The sequence below is a fragment of the Pseudomonas rosaeacicularis genome (assembly GCF_057128745.1).
In genome coordinates, this window is sequence record NZ_JBSKHT010000021.1 from 88,177 (window position 1) to 106,912 (window position 18,736).

The following is an 18,736-nucleotide window of genomic DNA, read 5'->3' on the forward strand; positions in this document are numbered from 1 at the left end:
CATGGCGAACGTCAAACCAAAAGTAGATGCGGTCATCGTTGGCATGGGCTGGACCGGCGCCATCATGGCCAAGGAACTCACCGACGCAGGCCTGAATGTGGTGGTGCTGGAACGCGGTGCCGATCGCGACACGCAACCTGATTTTGCCTATCCCAAAGTGGTCGATGAGCTGGAGGGTTCGGTGCATCGCCGGTATCTGCAAAGCCTGTCCCAGGAAACCGTCACCGTGCGGCACAACCAGACGTCCGTCGCCGTACCCTATCGGCAGATGGGCTCATTCAAGCCGGGTACTGGCGTGGGTGGCGCGGGCAGTCACTGGTCCGGCTGCCACTTCCGCGCATTGCCGGAAGACTTCAATCTGCGCAGCAATGTCGAGCAGCGCTATGGCGCCAAGTTCATCCCCGGCGACATGACGATCCAGGACTTCCCGGTCACCTACGAAGACCTCGAACCGCACTTCGATCACTTCGAATACGTGTGTGGCACCTCGGGCAAAGCCGGGGTGATTCAAGGCGCGAAACAGGTCGGCGGCAATCCGTTCGAAGGCTCGCGCTCCCGTGAGTTTCCGCTGGGGCCCAACCCCAATTACCTGGGCGCGGAAATGTTTTACAAAGGCGCCCGGGAGATGGGCTGGGACCCGTATCCGATCCCGGCGTCCAACGCATCCGGACCTTACGTCAACCCTTACGGTTGCCAGATGGGCCCGTGCAATGCCTGTGGTTTCTGCAGCGATTACGGCTGCCTGAACTACTCCAAGGCCAGCCCTAATATCAGCATTCTGCCGGTACTGCGCCTGCGCAAGAATTTTGAGATGCGCACCAACTCTCAGGTGCTCAAAGTCAATCTCGACAGCGATGGCAAGAAGGCCACCGGCGTCACTTATCTGGATGCTCAGGGGCGCGAAGTCGAGCAGCAGGCCGATCTGGTTCTGCTGTGTGCGTTCTCACTGTTCAACGTGCATCTGATGCTGCTGTCGGGCATCGGTAAACCCTACGATCCGCAGACTGGCGAAGGCACCGTCGGGCGCAACTATTCCTACCAGAACCTCAACCGTGTGGTGTTGTTCTTCGGTAAGGAAGTGCAGGCCAACCAGTTCATCGGGATCGGTGGCGCCGGCACGACCATGGACAACCTCAACGGCAATCAACTGGACAGCGCCAAGGCCGGTTTTGTCGGCGGCGGGGTGATCTGGGCGCGTCAGCCGGGCGCCGGTCCCGTGCGCGGAATCAACGTGCCGCCGGGGACACCCAATTGGGGCACGCAGTGGAAGCAGGCGGCCAGCGATGCGTTCCGTCACTCGTTCTATTTCGAAGTGCAGGGCGCTTGCATGTCGTACCGTCAGCATTATTTGAGCCTCGATCCGACCTACAAAGACGGCTTCGGTCGGCCGCTGCTGCGCATGAATTTCGACTGGCACGACAACGAAATCAAAGCTTCGCAATATCTGGTGGGCAAGGCGCTGGAGATGTCGAAAATCCTCAACCCAACGGCCATGGCGGGCGACGCCAAGAAACCGGGCGAGCATTACAACATCACCAAATACCAGAGCACCCACACCTGCGGCGGCGCGATCATGGGCAGCGATCCGAAAACCTCGGCGCTGAACCGTTATCTGCAATCGTGGGACGTGCACAACGTGTTCGCCATTGGCGCCAACGCGTTCCCGCAAAACAACGGCTATAACCCGACCGGGATGGTGGGCGCGCTGGCGTATTGGTCTGCCAAGGCCATCCGCGAGCAGTACCTGAAAAACCCCGGCCCGCTGGTTCAGGCATAAGGAGAACGACCCATGAAAAAGTTTCTCCTGAGCCTGGTTGGACTGGGCGTCGTGGTGCTGGTGGTGTTGCTGGCGTTTGCCTTCTGGCCTACGCACACCCGTGCGTTGCAGGCAGCACCGCAAGCCGAACAGGCGGCGCTGATCGAGAAGGGCCGTTATCTGGCGGACGCCGGCGATTGCACGGCGTGCCACACCGCTAAAGGCGGCAAACCGTTTGCGGGCGGCCTGCCGATCGCTTCGCCGATTGGCACGCTTTACAGCAGCAACATCACGCCGGACAAAGTGTCGGGCATCGGCGGTTATTCGCTGGATGAGTTTGATCGGGCGTTGCGGCACGGCATCGCTGCCAATGGCGACAGCCTGTACCCGGCCATGCCGTACCCGGCGTACGCGAAAGTCAGCGATGACGACATTCGCGCGCTTTATGCGTACTTCATGCAGGGCGTTGCGCCGGTCGGTGTGATCAACCGCGTCAATGACGTGCCGTGGCCGTTGTCCATGCGCTGGCCGTTGGCAATCTGGCGCAAGACGTTTGCACCGGACCCGGATGCCATCGCCTTCAAGCCTGAACGCTACACGGATGCACAAGTCGCGCGCGGTGCTTATCTGGTACAGGGCCTGGGCCACTGCGGCAGTTGCCACACGCCACGGGCGCTGACCTTGCAGGAAAAGGCACTGGACGAGTCGAGCCCGATTTACCTGTCCGGTGGGCCGGTGATCGATGGCTGGTTGGCGGTCAATCTGCGGGGCAATCCGGCGGACGGTCTGGGCGCCTGGAGCAAGGAAGACATCGTCGCCACCTTGCGCAGCGCTCGCAGTGCCACCCACGCGGTTTTGGGCGGTGCGATGGGCGATGTGGTGGTGCACAGCACTCAGCACCTGAATGATGGTGACTTGCAGGCGGTGGCGGCGTACCTGAAAACCTTGCCGGCCAGCGAGCGTCAGGTGTCAAGCTTCAAGGCTGATCCGGCGACGGCGAAAGCATTGGCGGCGGGGGAGGAAGGCAGCCGTGGCGCCCAGTTGTATGTCGACAACTGCTCTGCCTGTCACCGCACCAACGGCCAAGGCTATGAGCGGGTATTTCCGAAGATCGCCGGCAACTCATCGGTGCTCTCGGAAGACCCGGTGTCGATGATTCGTCTGGTGTTGGCAGGCAGCAAATTGCCGGCCACCGCAGCGGCGCCTTCGGAACTGGGCATGCCCGGTTTCGCCTGGCGGCTGTCGGATGAAGAAGTGGCGCAACTGTTGACCTTCATCCGCAGCAGCTGGGGCAACCAGGCGCCTGCGGTGAAGGCCGAGCAGGTGAAACAACTGCGGGCGACCTTGCCGCAGGAGTCGCCGGCGGTATCACGGACCGATATCGCCAAGCCTTAATGCCGGACCCTTGTAGGAGCTGACGAGCAGCGCGAGGCTGCGATGCGATGTATCAGTTGAAACATTCGTGACTGACGCACCGCGATCGCAGCTTCGCGCTGCTCGTCAGCTCCTACAGGAACGTGCCAAGCCTCGACCAGGCTCTGCATCAACCGCGACGCAATCCGCTGCGGCCATAAAACGCCACCACCACAAAACACCCCAGCGGCAGCAGATACGCTGTCGCCGTTGAGGCGTGGTCGGCGATCAGGCCCATCAGATAGGGCATCAACGCGCCTCCGACAATCGCCATGATCAGAAACGAGCTGCCACGCTTGGTGTGCGGCCCGAGGTTTTTCACGCCCATCGCAAAGATGGTCGGGAACATGATCGACATGAAAAAGAAGATCGCGATCAGCGCCACCACCGACACATTTTCAACCCCCGACACCACCACCGCGCACAGTGCAACGTTGATCCACGCGTAAACCATCAGCAGCCGTTGCGCCGAGATACGCCCCATCAACCAGGTGCTGAAAAACCGTCCGACCATGAAGCTGATCATGCCCACCGACAGCAGATACGCTGCCGTCTGGCTTGTCATGTTGGCCCAGTGTTCGGTGACGTAATTGATGAAGAACGCACCGACACCGACCTGCGCCGCCACATAGAAAAACTGCGTCACCACACCGCCGACGAACTCCGGGTGTTGCCACAGGGTTTTGTCGCTGGTGCGCTGGATCTGCGATTCCTGTTCACGCAAATCAGGCAGCGGCGTGCGGTAGAACAAAGCCGCTACTAGCAGCACGATCACGGCAATGACTACGTAAGTGGTTTGCAGCGAGCTGTTATCGCCCGCGGTCTGCGTGCCGCTGAAGAACAACGCACCGCCCAGCAACGGCCCGACGAATTGCCCCAGGCCATTGAACGACTGCGCCAGATTCAAGCGTCGCTCAGCGCCTTGCGGATCCCCCAGCACCGTGGCGTAAGGATTGGCAGCAGTCTCCAGACAGCCCAGTCCCAACGCGATGACAAACAGCGCAAACAGAAAAAACGGAAAGCTCTGGGCGTTGGCGGCGGGCATGAACAGCAATGCGCCTATTGCGTACAAACATAGCCCGAGGAGGATGCCGGCCTTGTAACCGAAGCGGTCCATGAGCAATCCAGCAGGCAGGGCGATAATGAAATATGCCCCGAAATACGCCGCTTGCAGCAGCCCCGACTGCGCCTTGCTGACGTGCAGGGTTTCCTGAAAATGCTTGTTCAGCACATCGAGCAGGCCGTACGACAACCCCCATAGAAAGAACAGACTGGTCACCAGAATCAGCGCCCAGCGCACCGACGGCACGGCCTGCCGGTTTACCTGTGTTTCGATCTTCGCTTGCTTGGTCAGCATGACGCTCTCCTTGTTGTTTTTGTAAGGCGTGAAGCGTGTTGTAGGGTCTGGGCGGCCGCGACGATTCCTGTGGGAGCGGACCTGTCCGCGAATGCTGCTTCAAAGACGATGTATTTTTGTCGGCTGTACCGGCCTCTTCGCGGACATTTCCGCTCCCACGGGTTGATTTTGTGGTTGTCAGCCCGGTTGATCCTTGAGGCTGAAAATCTGAGTCATCGGCTGCCATTTATTCCCGGGCTCGGTCCACGGCGTAGGCGCCTGGAAACGCCACATCAATGCCTCCCAGGCCAGCACATCCGGGTTGCTCACGGCCGCGCGATTGATCGCCTCGGCGCTGTAAGAAGGCGCGGTGTCCATGACCATGAACAGCCGCGTGCCCAGTCGCCAGATCTGCATGTCGAGCACGCCGTGGCTGCGCAAATGCTCGGCGATGCTCGGCCAGATCTGCTCATGCAAGCGGGTGTATTCGGCGATGGCGTCGGCGTCGTCGATCAGGTCCAGCGCCAGGCAAAACCGGGCGCCGCTCATGTCAGCGCTCGATCAAGATGGGTGTAGCCGCCGTCGACGAACAGCCATTGGCCGGTGGTATGGGAGGCGCGGGAAGACAACAGAAACAACACGCTGTCGGCGATTTCCGCAGGCGTAGTCATGCGCTGGCCCAAGGGGATTTTCTCGACGATGCGCGCCAGCTTGGCCTGCGGGTCATCGAAGGTGGCGATCCAGCGCTCGTACAGCGGCGTCATGACTTCCGCCGGAATCACCGCGTTGACCCGCACGCCATCGGCCAGCAACGACGCGGCCCACTCGCGAGTCAACGACAGCTGCGCGCCTTTGGAGGCGGTGTAGCCGCTGGTGCCGCCCTGCCCGGTGACGGCCGTCTTGGAGCCGATATTGACGATGGCGCCGCGACTGGCCTTGAGCGCATCCAGGCACAAATGGGTGATGACGTAGTAGTGAATCAGGTTCTTTTCCAGGGATTCGACGAACGCACTGCGGCCAGCCTCAAGCCCAACGTTGTCGTTGACGCCAGCGTTGTTCACCAGCCCGTCGATGCGGCCGAAGCGTTGCAGCACCTGCGCCACGGCGGCGCGACAGGCGTCTTCGTCACGCAGTTCCACTTGTATGAACAGGCTTTGCGGCTGGCGCTGATCCAGCTCGGCGGCCAGGGCTTCCGGCAGCGGCTGATTGGCAAAGATCACCGGAATCGCGCCTTCCTCGGCCAGCCCCAGCGAAATGGCGGCGCCGATCCCGGAGCCGCCCCCGGTGACGATCACGACTTTGTCTTGCAGATGCAGATTCATGGGCAGTTTCCTTCCAGGCCATAAAGGCGAATGGCATTGCCGCCACGGATCGCGGCCTGCTCATCGGCAGACAAGTCGGCAATGGCGGATTCGAACAGGTGATGCACGTCGTGATAGGCACCGGCCAGCTGGCAGACCGGCCAGTCGGAACCGAACATCAGGCGCTGCGGGCCGAACAGTTCCAATGCCAGATAGAAGTAAGGCAGCAGCTGAACCGGGTGCCATTGCTGCCAATCGGCTTCGGTGATCAGCCCCGACAGTTTGCAGCTGACGTGGGGCAGGGCGGCCAAGGGTGCCAGGCGCTCGGCCCAGGCCACCGGGTTGTCGTTTTCGACGTGGGGTTTGCCCAGGTGATTAAGCACCAGATGGTGCCGGTCATGGCGTCGGCACAGGGCAGTGGCGGCGTCTAAATCCTGTTCTTTGATGAGGATTTCGTAGACCTTTTGCTGGCGTTGCAGCACCCGCAAACCCTGATTGAAGGCCGGGTCGTGCATGAACGCCAAGGGCGACAGTTCGTCCTGAATCAGGTGCCGAAAGCCGCACAGACAATGGGCGTCGGACCAGCGTTCCAACCTGTGTTCGAGGTCGCTGGCGCGCAAATCGACCCAGCCAATGACGCCGTAGATCCAGGGGTTTTGTTTAGCGAGGACGAGCAGATCATCAGTTTCGCTTTCGCTTTGTCGCGCTTGCACGGCGATGCAGCCGTGAATTCCAGCCGCGTCGAGCAGTGGCTTGAGATCATCGGGCATGAAGTCACGGCGCAACGCCCCGTGACGATCATCGATCCACGGATAATCCTGCGCCTGGTAGCGCCAGAAGTGTTGATGCGCGTCGAGCCGCAAAGGACTCGGCGGGCGGGTGTCTTGGGACGACATTGTTGTTGTACTCCGTCCAAGTCTGGTCATGCAGCGTTTGTAGGAGCGAACTTGTTCGCGGGGCGCTTTGTCAGGTAAATCGTGTCGTATGTCTCGCCAACAAGTTGGCTCCTACAGAAGAGCGCTGCTCATCCGTTACAGGATGAACGTCACCCGCGATACGCGAATTTCGCCCGCGACGCTGCTTTCATTTCAATCGAATACCCCGGCAGGCTCGGCGGCATGTACGCAGCATTGCTGATCACGCACGGGTCGACAAAGTGTTCATGCAGGTGATCGACATACTCCACAACGCGCCCCTCCTGGGTGCCGGCGATGCACAGATAATCGATCATCGACAGGTGCTGCACGTACTCGCATAAACCGACTCCACCGGCATGGGGGCAGACCGGCAGGTTGTATTTGGCGGCCATCAACATCACCGCCAGTACCTCGTTGACCCCACCCAGGCGACAGGCGTCTATCTGCACCACATCGATCGCTTCGCGCATGATCAACTGCTTGAACACGATACGGTTCTGGCACATCTCGCCCGTGGCGACCTTGACTGGAGCAACGCCGAGACGAATGGTGCGATGGCCTTCCACGTCGTCCGGGCTGGTCGGTTCCTCGATGAACCACGGCTTGGCGAACGCCAGTTCGCGCACCCAGTCGATGGCGGCATCGACCTCCCAGATCTGGTTGGCGTCGATCATCAGATGGCGGTCCGGGCCCAGCACTTCGCGGGCAATGCGCACGCGGCGGATGTCGTCCTGCAAGTCGCGGCCGACCTTGAGCTTGATGTAATCGAACCCGGCGTCCACTGCCTCCTGACACAGACGACGCAGCTTTTCATCACCGTAACCCAGCCAGCCAGCGGAGGTGGTGTAGCAGGGATAACCCTGAGCTTGGAGCAACGCCAAACGCTCGGCTTTACCGTTAGCGCGCTCATGCAATAGCGCGATGGCTTCGTCCGGGGTGATGCAGTCGGTGATGTAGCGAAAGTCGATGCAGCGCACCAACGCTTCCGGGGTCATGTCGGCCACCAGGCGCCACACCGGTTTGCCTTCGGCCTTGGCCCACAGATCCCACACCGCATTGACCACCGCGCCGGTCGCCAGATGGATTGCCCCCTTGTCCGGACCGATCCAGCGCAACTGGCTGTCACTGGTGATGTGGCGCCAGAAACGGCCCATGTCTTCGGCGATCCAATCGAGCTTCAACCCGACCACCAGGTTCGACAACGCGTTGATCGCCGCGCAACAGATCTCGTTGCCGCGACCGATGGTGAAGGTCAGGCCGTGGCCTTGCAGCGCAGGATTATCGGTTTCCACAATCACGTAGGCCGCCGAGTAATCGGGGTCCGGGTTCATGGCGTCGGAGCCGTCCAGAGACTGCGACGTGGGGAAGCGAATGTCTTCGACCCGAAGGCCGGTGAGGCTGGTCATGGCGTCTCCCTTTTTGGATTTATTCTCGGGCTTGCTACGCGGCGCATTTCTGTAGGAGCGAACTTGTTCGCGAGCCGGTGTGTCAGGCGTACCGTGTCGTTCCATCTCGCCAACAAGTTGGCTCCTACAGGTCAGGCATCTACGGTCAACTGCTCCTGTTCGCCCAGTCCTTCGATACCCAAGCGCATACGCTGACCCGCACGCAAGAACACCGGCTCCGGCTTGATTCCCAATCCCACGCCCGGCGGCGTACCCGTTGAAATCACATCGCCCGGTTGCAGGCTCATGAACTGGCTCAGGTAACTCACCAGTTTCGGGATCTGGAAAATCATCGTGCGGGTGTTGCCGTTCTGATAGCGCTTGCCGTCCACTTCCAGCCACAGATTGAGCTGATGCGGGTCGGCGATTTCATCCTTGGTCACCAGCCATGGGCCGAGCGGGCCGAAGGTGTCGCAGCCTTTGCCTTTGTCCCAGGTGCCGCCACGTTCGATCTGGAATTCACGCTCTGACACATCGTTGATCACGCAATAGCCAACCACATGGTCCATAGCGTTCTGTTCATCGATGTAGCGACCGCCTTTGCCGATCACCACGCCGAGCTCCACTTCCCAGTCGGTCTTTTTCGACTGGCGAGGGATCTCGACGTTGTCGTTGGGGCCGACGATGGCGCTGGTCCACTTGTTGAAAATGATCGGCTCTTTGGGAATGTCGGCGCCGGTTTCGGCGGCGTGGTCGGCGTAGTTGAGGCCGATGCAGATGAACTTGCCCACTTGCGCCACGCACGGCCCAACCCGGGGATTGCCTTCGATCAGTGGCAGAGACGCAGGGTCCAGCGCTTTGAGTTTTTCGATGCTGTCCGGGCTCAATGAGGCGCCGGAGAGGTCGGCAATGTGGCCGGACAAATCGCGAATGCCGCCGTTGCTGTCGAGCAGGGCGGGCAGTTCCTGGCCTTTTTCGCCGTAACGCAGAAGCTTCATGGGGTGTCCTCGTTTTCAATGAAATGGGTGTAACTCGGTAGGAGCGAACTTGTTCGCGAGGCGTTGTGTCAGGCACACCGTGTCGTTTGATCTCGCCAACAAGTTGGCTCCTACAGGGTGGATGTGATTCTGTAGGAGCGAACTTGTTCGCGAGGCATTGCGTCAGGCACACCGTGTCGTTTGATCTCGCCAACAAGTTGGCTCCTACAGGGTGGATGTGATTCTGTAGGAGCGAACTTGTTCGCGAGGCGTTGCGTCAGGCACACCGTGTCGTTTGATCTCGCCAACAAGTTGGCTCCTACAAGTCATGCGTCAGTTACTCCAGCCGCCATCAATGATCTGCGCAGTGCCGGTGGTAAACCCGCTCACCGGGGAACCAAGGTACAACGCCAGCTGCGCAATTTCCTGTGGCTTACCCAAACGGCCCATCGGCTGCCGCGCTTCGTAGGCGGCATACACCTCATCTTCGCTGCGGTGCTCGCGCTCGGCTTGGTCCGCCACTCGCTGGCGCAACGAAGGTGATTCGACAGTGCCTGGGCAAATGCAATTGCAGCGAATGTTCTGGCCGATGAAGTCCGCCGCCACCGAGCGGGTGATACCGATGACTGCAGCTTTGCTGGCGCAGTAAGCGAAGCGGTTGGGGACGCCTTTGATGGCCGATGCGACCGAAGACATATTGATGATCGAGCCGCCGCCGTGCTCCAGCATCGCCGGCAAGAAGGCGCGAATCATCCGGTACATGGCGGTGACGTTGAGTTCGAAGGCGAATGACCAGTCTTTGTCCGAGCATTCGAGGATGTTGCCGCTGTGCACGACGCCTGCGCAGTTGAACAAGACGTCCAGCGCGCCGACCTCTGCGGCCAGGGCTTCGATATCGGCATTGTCGGTGACGTCGAGCACGTGCTTGTGCACGCCACTGAGCTGGTCCATCGCTGCGGCGTTAATGTCCACCGCGAAGACTTCCGCGCCTGCCGCCAGAAAGGCCTCCACACTGGCTTTGCCGATGCCCTGTGCGGCGGCGGTGATGAGCACACGTTTACCGTTGAGATCCATCATGCGTCCTTTGTTTTTATTGTGCGTTGATGCGACCCGAGCACCCGAATCGACAGCGCCTGAACGTCTCAGGCTTTGCTATGATCCGCTCAGTGCAGCGATCCAATGGTCAGGCCATTGGACCTGTTTTTAGCACGCACGTTGGCCGTCAACAAGGGGATTTTTTCTCCTGATCGGCGCCCGTGCAGACGTCTTCGAAACTCGAGTTCACGCCTATGCCCGTTCAACTTATTGATAATCAACGCCTTTATCGACAGATCGCCGACCAGCTGCGCGCGTTGATCGACAGCGGGGAATTTCCGCCTGGCAGTCGTCTGCCCGCCGAGCGTGAGTTGGCAAAAATGCTGGGCGTCAGCCGCGCCTCGGTGCGTGAAGCGATGATTGCGCTGGAAGTGATCGGGCTGGTGGATGTGCGTGTCGGTAATGGCGTGTTGGTCTGTGAGCCGCCGATGAAGGCGCCGACCAATGAGCCAGTGATGACCCAGGTGACGCGCAATCAGTGGAAAGAGCTGGACCCGGAACTGGCGATCGAAGTGGATTTCAGCGCTGAGATCCCGCCGTTTGCGCTGTTACAGGCGCGGCGCCTGATCGAACCGGAAGCCGCAGCGTTAGCGGCGGAAAACGCCAGTGATGAAGAGTTGGCGCTGATTCATCAGGCCTTCGAGCGCAACTGCCAGGACAACCGCGAAGGCTCCCACACCCATCCCGGCGATCGACTGTTTCATATCCGCATTGCCCAGGCCTCAGGCAATCCGGCGTATTCGCTAATGATTCAGCACCTGCTCGGCCATCGCTACGGCAGCATGTTCCAGCGCTTGCAGGCCCATTACACCTCCGACGACATGCCGCTGCGCTCGGAGCATGAGCACCGATTGATCTTGCAAGCGCTGGAAAATCGTGATCCCCAAGCTGCACGCCAGGCAATGGCCGAGCACCTGGACGAAGTGATCCGGATATTCAGTCGAGGTAATGCGTGAAGGCTGCCGCAAAGCTGGCGCAAGACGCTAAACCCGTGGGAGCGGACCCATCCGCGAAGCAATATTTCAGGCGATACATTTTCGTCGACTGTAAAGGCCTCTTCGCGGACATACGGAACGCCGCCCGGTCCGCTCCCACATGGATGAGCACGCCTATCACCCATCCGTAGACCGCGTCAGTGCTTCCCACTGGTCAATCTCCGCACTCAGCTGCGCCAGCTTCTCGCGCACCAGCTTCAGTGCATCGCTGCCCAGCAACAAATGCGCGGGCGGGTTCTCGCTGGCGATCAGTTGCAACATGGCGTGCGCCGCTTTGACCGGATCGCCCAGTTGCTTGCCGCTTTTCTCCTCCCGCGCCTGGCGGATCGGGTCGAACAGCGCGTCGTAATCGGCGATCTGTCGGGGCGAGCGCTGCATCGAACGGCCCGCCCAATCCGTGCGAAATGAGCCGGGCGCCACAGCCGTGACGAACACGCCGAATGCTTTCAGCTCCTTGCCCAAAGTCTCGGAAATCCCCTCCAGCGCGAACTTGCTGCCGCAGTAGTAGGCAATGCCTGGCATGGTCAGATAGCCGCCCATGGAGGTGATATTGATGATGTGCCCGCGCCGACGCTGGCGGAACAACGGCACGAAGGCTTTGGTGATCGCCACGGCGCCGAACACATTGACGTCGAACTGACGACGCATCTCCTCAAGTGGCGATTCCTCGAACACGCCCTCGTGGCCGTAGCCGGCGTTATTGACCAGCACATCCACCGGACCGAACTTTTGGTCGGCGCGGTTGATCGCCGCGTCAATGGCAGCAAAATCGGTGACATCCAGCAATACGCCGTGGGCGTGGGGTGATTGCGCTTCAAAGGCCTGCAAGGCCTCGGCGTTACGCAGGGTGCCGATCACCGCATGCCCGGCGGCCAAGGCCTGTTGCGCCAAGGCCAGGCCAAAGCCGCTGCTGACGCCGGTGATGAACAGGGTTTTCTTGTCACTCATTTCGGTTGCCTCACTCATGTTGATGGCCATCGACGAAAGTCGATGGGAACGGGGTCATGGTAGAAGCCGGAGCCCGCAGCGCGAAGGTGCAGAGCTGCCGCATGTTTGCCTATTCTTCCCAAATGCTGGTGTTCTCTCGGCAAGCAGTGCAGGGTTGCGTAGCGCTCCTATCTGGCGAATCGACCATGAAAGATCTGCACCCCACTCGAGACAAACGCCAGCAGCGAATCATCACGCTGCTTGAGGCGCTGGCCCCGCTGGAAGGCTATACCGTGACAGCATTGCCAAAGGTGCGACTGCTGCGATCAAACCGGCCACTGGAACGGGCGCCGGTGCTTTACGACCCGGGCATTGTGATGGTTTGCCAGGGCCGGAAGATCGGCCATTGGGGCGAAGAAACCTTCATCTATGACGCACAGCAATGCCTGGTGGTATCTGTGCCGGTACCGTTCACCATGGCCACCGATGCCAGCAGCGACGAGCCGTTGCTGGCGGTGTATTTTCATCTGGACTTCGCGCTGTTGGGCGAGTTGATGCTGCAACTGGACGAGCAGTCTCCGCAGGCATCGCACTTGCCTAAAGGTATGTATTCATCGCCCATGGACGATGGCCTCAAAGACTCGCTGCTGCGCTTTCTCGAAGCGCTGAAATCACCTGTCGAATGTGCGGTGTTGGGTCCTGCGCTGGAGCGCGAAATCTACTTCAGGATTCTCATGGGCGAGCAGGGCGGTTCGCTGCGGGCCGCGTTGGAGGAGCAAGGGCGGTTTGGCCGGGTATCGAAAGCCATCCGCAAGATTCATAGCAGCTTCGCCCAGGCGCTGGATGTCGACGAGCTGGCCCGAGAAGCCAACATGAGCGTCACGCGCTTTCATGCGCATTTCAAAGCGGTGACTCACACCTCGCCCATGCAGTACGTGAAGTCCACCCGCTTGCATCAGGCGCGGCTGTTGATGCTGCGCAACGGCATGACCGCGTCGGTGGCGTCCGCGGCAGTAGGCTACGAAAGCCCGTCGCAGTTCAGTCGGGAATTCAAAAGGCTGTTCGGCAGGACGCCGACTGACGAAGTGACACGCTTGCAGGGCTCATTCGCGCTGCCTGCGCAGGTGAATTCGCAGTATGTTTCTTCGCATTGATCGGCGTTTTGCGACTTCGTGGGAGCGGACCTGTCCGCGAATACTGTGTGTCAGACGCTAGACATGTGTCGGCTACAAGGAACTCTTCGCGGACGCGTCCGCTCCCACGGGGACCGTACTCATCATGACAGGTGATTTCAGCTCGGCTGATTTGCAGTGTTCTTCGTCACCAACCGCAACCCGCTGGCCACGCTACCCACTGCCGCAAAACACGCACCGATGCTCAACGCCACCACCGGCCCATGCTCGCTGGAAATTCCGAAGCTCAACGCCACTAATGCAGCGCCGGTCGCTTGCCCAATCAAGCGCGCGGTGGCGATGGTGCCACTGGCGCCGCTGGCGCGATTTTTCGGAGCGCTGGTCATCAGGGCTTTCTGGTTCGGCGCCTGGAAAAATCCAAAACCCAGCCCACAGAGAATCATCCGCACGCCGATCTCCCAGGCGTTGGCATCTGCCGGCATCGTTGCTAAAGAAATCATCCCTGCACACAGAATCGCCAGTCCAATCCCGCCCAGTAGGCCAGGTGCGTAACGGTCTGATAAACGGCCTGCGAATGGCGCAATGAACGCCACGATCACCGACCACGGCGTCATCAAGAACCCGGTCTGCACTGGATCGCGTCCCAGCGTGGTTTCCAGAAAGAACGGCAGCGAAACAAACGCCAGCCCTTGAGTCGCGAACGAGCAAAATGCTGTCAACGCTGACAGCGCGAACATCGGTCGCTTGAGTAAATCCAGTGGGAACATCGGCGCCGGATGCCCGGCCTCGCGCTTGAGCATCAGCGCGCCGCCCACCAGAAACACCGCGATAGCGATCAGCACCGTGGTCATCGAGCCTAATTGCGCCGCTTCGCTCAGGGCGAAAATCAAGGCGCCGAAGGTGACCACGTTGAGCAGGGCGGTGATACGGTCGAACGTTAGCGTGCCGGGCTTGGTCTTGGGCAGAGAGTTCCAGGCGAACACCAGGGCGAAGATGCCAATCGGCAGGTTGATCGCGAACAGCCACGGCCAGTTGGCGACCGACAGCACCAAGGATGCGATGGTCGGCCCCGCGGCGAACGAGGTGCCCACTACCAAGGCGTTCAGGCCCAGGCCGCGCCCAAGGCGTTCGTAGGAAAAGATCGAGCTGATCAACGCAGCATTCACGCTCATGATCGCGCTGGCGCCCAGGCCCTGGAAAACCCGAGCGATGGTTAATGTAGGTAAAGACCAGGAAAACGTGCACAACGCCGATGCCACCACAAACAGAATCAGCCCGCCGAGATACACCTTGCGATGACCGATCACTCCGCCCAGTGCCGCCAGCGGCAACAACGTCGCGACCGCCGCCAACTGGTAGGCGTTGATGATCCAGACTGAGGCAGCGGGCGAGGCTTTCAGGTCCGCAGCGATGGCGGGGAGGGCGGTGTTGGCGATGGCGGTGTCGAGAGTGGCGAGGGCAATGGACAGCAGAATCGCGACCATGCCGCGAAATTCCAGCGGCGTGAGCTTTGTGCTCGCCCGCGGCAAATCATGGGTGGGTTGGACCATTACCGACAACGCTCCGGGAAGAGGCATTCGTGAGAAATCTGCGGGCGCAGACAAGAACCTGATCGTGCCGGTTAATTAGGGTGCTATGCAATCGGAAATGCAGGGAATGACGCAGAACCCTGTAGGAGCGAACGTGTTCGCGAGGCGGCGTGTTTGACACACCGCGTCGAATGTCTCGCCAACAAGTTGGCTCCCACAGAAGATATGTGCAGGCCTTAACCCCCGGGTGTATCGATATCTGCATCCGTCTCACCGGTCTGCTTTTGCTCGCTGGTGTCATCCGCCGACTCAGCTTCCTCGGGCTCAAAGTCCGGGGTATAGCTGTTATCGGTAGATGTGGCCTCTTTGTTGTCCTGAGATTGATTCCCTTGCGCAGGGTTGTTCTCGGCTGGCGACTGCGTCTGAGCGCTGCCGCCCTGGGACTGATCCTGAGACGGCTGTTTGTCCTGGCCCATGTTGTTATCTGGCGTATCAGGGTCAATCGCCGGATCGTTACGTTCGGTGGTTTGCTGGTTGTCTTGGGTATCCATATGCACCTCTTCTGTCATGTCCTGTTCACAGGACTTACTGATATCGAGGGCGATGGACCACAGGCGTTCGATCAATCTGCTGACCGGTTGAAAACAGGCACCGCTCAACCTGAGCGATGAGCACCGCTGACCAGCATCCGACTGCCCAGACGATAGCGGGAAGAGGGATGAACCAATCGCACGTAAGTGACGATCTTGCCGCTGTTCCAGGTGCGGCGCATCAGCACCAGACAGGGTTCGTCGGCGTCGATCTGCAAATGTCTGCGCTCGTCGCTGCTGGGATGACTGGCTTCGACGATGTGCTCCATTTCATCCGGGCGGATGATGTCCAGCAGATAAGCAGCCGATTGCAGCGTGTCGCCGAAAGTCTGGTGCAGAAACTCAGGCGCCATCTGCGGATTGACGTAACGGTCCTCCAGTTGCACCGCGACGCCTTCTTCGTAATGCACGCACAACAGATGAAACACCGAAGCGCCCGTTGGCAGAGATAACGCCGAGGCGATCGGCATCGACGCCGCCTCACGCCCGACCTGCAACACCTTGCAGTGATAGCGATGGCCACGGGCGATGATCTCGTCGGCGATGTTGCTGATGCGCAGCAGGTTCGATTGCGGCTTGCTCTCGGCGACAAAAGTGCCAACGCCTGAAACCCGCAACAGCCGGCCTTCTTCGGTCAACTCACGCAGCGCGCGGTTGACGGTCATGCGCGACATGCCCAGCTCCAGCACCAGGCGATTCTCGGACGGGATCAAATCGCCTGCTTTCCATTCGCCGGACATCAGCTTGCCGTGCACGTAGTCCTTGGCCTGCCGGTACAGAGCCTGCGGCGCCGACTTTTCCATCAGCAGCTCCCGCGCCCTGAAGCGTTCATATCCGGCTCGCTTCTTTGTTGTCCTGCCAGAAGGCATTGCGGTCCAGGTAGTTCTGCAAGAACTGCTGCAAGCGCGGGTGCTCGGCGTTGTGGAAGATCTGCTGCGGTGTCCCGCGCGCGACCACCTCGCCCTGATCAAGGAAGATCACCGAATCGGCCACCTGCGCGGCAAAGCCCATTTCGTGAGTGACGACGACCATGGTCATGCCTTCTTTGGCCAGGGTCTTCATCACTTGCAGCACCTCGCCCACCAACTCCGGGTCCAGCGCCGACGTCGGCTCGTCGAACAACATGATGTGCGGCTCCATGGCCAGCGCCCGGGCAATCGCCACACGCTGTTGCTGACCGCCGGAAAGCTGCGCCGGATAGGCATCGGCCTTGTGCGCCAAGCCGACCTTGTCGAGCATCGCCATGCCGCGCTTTCTCGCCTCATCCGCCGACAACTTGCGCACCTGGCGCAGCGCTTCACACACATTGCCCAGTGCCGTCATGTGCGGCCACAGATTGAACTGCTGAAAGACCATGCCGACGTTGCGCCGCGTCTGGTTGATCTGTGATTGCGGCGCGCGTTTCCGGCCTTTGTCGGTGTCGATCCAGCCCAGCAACTGGCCTTCGATATGGATCGTGCCTTCGTCGTATTCCTCAAGAAACGCCATGCTGCGCAGCAAGGTGCTTTTGCCCGACCCGGACGGGCCGATCAGGCACACCACCTCTGAGCGTTGCACGGTCATGTCGATGCCCTTGAGCACGCGCAGGGCGCCGAAGCTTTTGCCGACCTTGTTCAGGGTGACGATGGGCGTTGCATCGCCAGGCAGGGCTGCGGAAGTGTTCATGGTTTCACCTTGTTTCTGGCGTGTGGCGTTGGGGCACAGCGCCGCTGGGAATGAGGAAACTGTTCATCGCGGCTGCTTGCTCATGAATCGGCCGACCCGCACTTCCAGCAGCATGCCCAGACGCGAGCAGCACTCCACAAGAATCAGATAACCGATGCACAGCATCAGCAGCGTTTCGACGAAGGCGAAGGTTTCCGAGCCGATGCCGGTCAGAACCATGGTCAGTTCCGGGATGGTGATGATCGACAACACGGCGGTTTCCTTGCACAGCACGGTGATCATGTTGATCAGCGCGGGCAAGATGATCACCAGCATCTGCGGCACCTGAATGCGCAGGATGCACTGCATGCGAGTGATGCCCAGGCAATCGGCCGCTTCGAGTTGACCCCGTGCCACCGACTCGAAACCGGTGCGAAAGATTTCGGCGAAATACACGCTGCCGTAGACACCCAAGCCAATGATCCCGGCGGGAATCGGGTCCAGGCTCAGACCGAACGCCGGGCCGCCGTAATACACCAGAAATAGCTGCACCAGAAACGGCGTGCTGCGGATCAGTTCGATAAACACCCGAAGTGGCGCGCGGATGAAGTTGTTGCCGAACACCTGGGCGACAGCAATCAGCATGCCCAGCGCCAGGCCCAGCACCACGCCGCTGCTCCAGGTGCCGAGGGTGACGAGGAAACCCGAACCGATGTCGGCCCAGTGCTCAGTGATGATTTTCGGGTCGAAGATCACGCGCCGAACTCCTTCAACCGACGTTCCAGAACACCGCCGAAGAACGCCAAGGGGATGTTGATCAGGCAATAGAAGCCGGCCAGCATCAGGTAGTCCTGAACGAACATATAGTCGCTGGCGGCAAGGTTCTGCGCGGTGCGGGTCAGGTCAGCCAGGCCGACCACCGACACCAGGGATGAGGCCTTGATCAGCAGGATCATTTCATTGACCAGCGCCGGCAGCGTCAGGCGCACGGCTTGTGGTACGCGGATGCGCATCAGCATTTGGCTGTCGCTCATGCCCAGCAGGCCTGCGGCTTCCAGTTGACCACCGGGAATCGCGAGAAAACCACCGCGCAGGATTTCAGCGGTGTAGGCCCCGGCCGCCAGCGACAAGCCGATGATCGCCGCCACGGTAGGCGAGACATTGGGCAGGCCGATACGCGGCAGGAAGTAATAAATGAACAGCAGTTGGACCAGCAGCGGAATGCCGCGGAACACGAAAATGTAAGCGCCACCCAGACGCCGAAACAACGGCACCGGCGACAAGCGCAGGCTGCCGACTACGATGCCGATGACAAAGCCGATGGCCAGCGCGGCAATCGACACTTGCAGCGTTACCCACAGCGCGTCGAGCAATAGCGGCGCGTTTTGTTGCAATAAGGCCCAATCGAACATCCAGTGACTCCAAAAACAACGCGGTCCCCTGTAGGAGCTGCCGAAGGCTGCGACTGCGGTGTGTCAGGTAAACCGCAATCGCAGCCTTCGGCAGCTCCTACAGGGTTTGCGTACGCCTCAATTCTGCAGGAGCGAACTTGTTCGCGAGGCGGTGTGCCTGACACACCGCGGCGCAAGGCTCGCCAACAAGTTATCTCCCACAGGGTTTGCGTACGCCTCAATTCTGTAGGAGCGAACTTGTTCGCGAGGCGGTGTGCCTGACACACCGCGGCGCAAGGCTCGCCAACAAGTTATCTCCCACAGGGTTTGCGTACGCCTCAATTCTG

18 protein-coding genes are annotated in these 18,736 nt (G+C 60.3%); 4 read left to right on the top strand and 14 right to left on the bottom strand.

Going from position 1 to position 18,736, the window contains the following annotated elements:
• The first annotated feature begins 1 nt into the window (after position 1).
• Both ACWKWM_RS24840 and ACWKWM_RS24845 read left to right on the top strand, forming a co-directional pair.
• A complete protein-coding gene (locus tag ACWKWM_RS24840; RefSeq protein WP_483848653.1) occupies positions 2 to 1,777 on the top strand; it encodes a GMC family oxidoreductase in 1,776 nt (591 codons plus the stop codon).
• Positions 1,778 to 1,789: 12 nt separating this feature from the next.
• Positions 1,790 to 3,151, top strand: coding sequence for a cytochrome c (locus ACWKWM_RS24845; RefSeq protein ID WP_483848654.1), 1,362 nt, complete (start codon positions 1,790 to 1,792; stop codon positions 3,149 to 3,151).
• A gap of 148 nt (positions 3,152 to 3,299) precedes the next feature.
• Here ACWKWM_RS24845 and fucP read toward each other — a convergent pair whose 3' ends face one another.
• From fucP to ACWKWM_RS24880, 7 genes are all read right to left on the bottom strand, one after another.
• On the bottom strand, positions 3,300 to 4,526 hold the full coding sequence (gene fucP, locus ACWKWM_RS24850) for an L-fucose:H+ symporter permease (RefSeq protein WP_483848655.1): 1,227 nt from the start codon (positions 4,524 to 4,526) through the stop codon (positions 3,300 to 3,302).
• A gap of 177 nt (positions 4,527 to 4,703) precedes the next feature.
• Positions 4,704 to 5,054, bottom strand: coding sequence for an L-rhamnose mutarotase (locus ACWKWM_RS24855; RefSeq protein WP_483848656.1), 351 nt, complete (start codon positions 5,052 to 5,054; stop codon positions 4,704 to 4,706).
• The gene (locus ACWKWM_RS24860) at positions 5,051 to 5,827 is read right to left on the bottom strand and encodes an L-fucose dehydrogenase (protein ID WP_483848657.1); all 777 of its coding nucleotides are present in this window, start codon (positions 5,825 to 5,827) and stop codon (positions 5,051 to 5,053) included. The genes ACWKWM_RS24855 and ACWKWM_RS24860 overlap by 4 nt, the downstream gene beginning before the upstream one ends.
• Positions 5,824 to 6,702 carry an amidohydrolase family protein gene (locus ACWKWM_RS24865; protein ID WP_483848658.1) on the bottom strand — a complete coding sequence of 293 codons (879 nt, stop codon included), beginning with the start codon at positions 6,700 to 6,702 and terminating at the stop codon, positions 5,824 to 5,826. The genes ACWKWM_RS24860 and ACWKWM_RS24865 overlap by 4 nt, the downstream gene beginning before the upstream one ends.
• A 149-nt stretch (positions 6,703 to 6,851) precedes the next feature.
• Complete coding sequence (locus tag ACWKWM_RS24870) at positions 6,852 to 8,129, bottom strand: L-fuconate dehydratase (protein ID WP_483848659.1); 1,278 nt, start codon at positions 8,127 to 8,129, stop codon at positions 6,852 to 6,854.
• 131 nt (positions 8,130 to 8,260) lie between these two features.
• Positions 8,261 to 9,106 (bottom strand): fumarylacetoacetate hydrolase family protein, encoded by an 846-nt coding sequence (locus ACWKWM_RS24875; RefSeq protein ID WP_483848660.1) that lies wholly within the window; start codon positions 9,104 to 9,106, stop codon positions 8,261 to 8,263.
• A gap of 312 nt (positions 9,107 to 9,418) precedes the next feature.
• Positions 9,419 to 10,159 carry an SDR family oxidoreductase gene (locus ACWKWM_RS24880; RefSeq protein WP_483848661.1) on the bottom strand — a complete coding sequence of 247 codons (741 nt, stop codon included), beginning with the start codon at positions 10,157 to 10,159 and terminating at the stop codon, positions 9,419 to 9,421.
• 215 nt (positions 10,160 to 10,374) lie between these two features.
• Between ACWKWM_RS24880 and ACWKWM_RS24885 the strand changes: the two genes are divergently transcribed.
• Positions 10,375 to 11,136, top strand: coding sequence for a FadR/GntR family transcriptional regulator (locus ACWKWM_RS24885; protein ID WP_483848662.1), 762 nt, complete (start codon positions 10,375 to 10,377; stop codon positions 11,134 to 11,136).
• A gap of 156 nt (positions 11,137 to 11,292) precedes the next feature.
• Here ACWKWM_RS24885 and ACWKWM_RS24890 read toward each other — a convergent pair whose 3' ends face one another.
• Positions 11,293 to 12,123, bottom strand: a complete 831-nt coding sequence (locus ACWKWM_RS24890) for an oxidoreductase (protein WP_483848680.1) — start codon at positions 12,121 to 12,123, stop codon at positions 11,293 to 11,295.
• Between the two features lie 185 nt (positions 12,124 to 12,308).
• On the opposite strand from ACWKWM_RS24890, the gene ACWKWM_RS24895 reads away from it, so the two are divergent.
• Positions 12,309 to 13,256: an AraC family transcriptional regulator gene (locus tag ACWKWM_RS24895; protein WP_483848681.1), complete on the top strand. Its 948-nt coding sequence runs from the start codon at positions 12,309 to 12,311 to the stop codon at positions 13,254 to 13,256.
• 137 nt (positions 13,257 to 13,393) lie between these two features.
• Here the strand turns inward: ACWKWM_RS24895 and ACWKWM_RS24900 are convergent, their stop codons facing one another.
• From ACWKWM_RS24900 to ACWKWM_RS24925, 6 genes are all read right to left on the bottom strand, one after another.
• Positions 13,394 to 14,719, bottom strand: coding sequence for an MFS transporter (locus tag ACWKWM_RS24900; RefSeq protein WP_483848682.1), 1,326 nt, complete (start codon positions 14,717 to 14,719; stop codon positions 13,394 to 13,396).
• A 281-nt stretch (positions 14,720 to 15,000) separates the two neighbouring features.
• On the bottom strand, positions 15,001 to 15,315 hold the full coding sequence (locus ACWKWM_RS24905; protein WP_483848663.1) for a hypothetical protein: 315 nt from the start codon (positions 15,313 to 15,315) through the stop codon (positions 15,001 to 15,003).
• A gap of 104 nt (positions 15,316 to 15,419) precedes the next feature.
• Positions 15,420 to 16,157 carry a histidine utilization transcriptional repressor HutC gene (gene hutC / locus ACWKWM_RS24910; RefSeq protein WP_483848664.1) on the bottom strand — a complete coding sequence of 246 codons (738 nt, stop codon included), beginning with the start codon at positions 16,155 to 16,157 and terminating at the stop codon, positions 15,420 to 15,422.
• A gap of 25 nt (positions 16,158 to 16,182) precedes the next feature.
• Entirely contained in the window at positions 16,183 to 17,019 is an 837-nt protein-coding gene (locus ACWKWM_RS24915; RefSeq protein WP_483848665.1) for an amino acid ABC transporter ATP-binding protein, read from the bottom strand.
• A gap of 63 nt (positions 17,020 to 17,082) precedes the next feature.
• Positions 17,083 to 17,754: an amino acid ABC transporter permease gene (locus tag ACWKWM_RS24920; RefSeq protein WP_483848666.1), complete on the bottom strand. Its 672-nt coding sequence runs from the start codon at positions 17,752 to 17,754 to the stop codon at positions 17,083 to 17,085.
• The gene (locus tag ACWKWM_RS24925) at positions 17,751 to 18,410 is read right to left on the bottom strand and encodes an amino acid ABC transporter permease (protein ID WP_483848667.1); all 660 of its coding nucleotides are present in this window, start codon (positions 18,408 to 18,410) and stop codon (positions 17,751 to 17,753) included. The genes ACWKWM_RS24920 and ACWKWM_RS24925 overlap by 4 nt, the downstream gene beginning before the upstream one ends.
• Between the last annotated feature and the right edge of the window lie 326 nt (positions 18,411 to 18,736).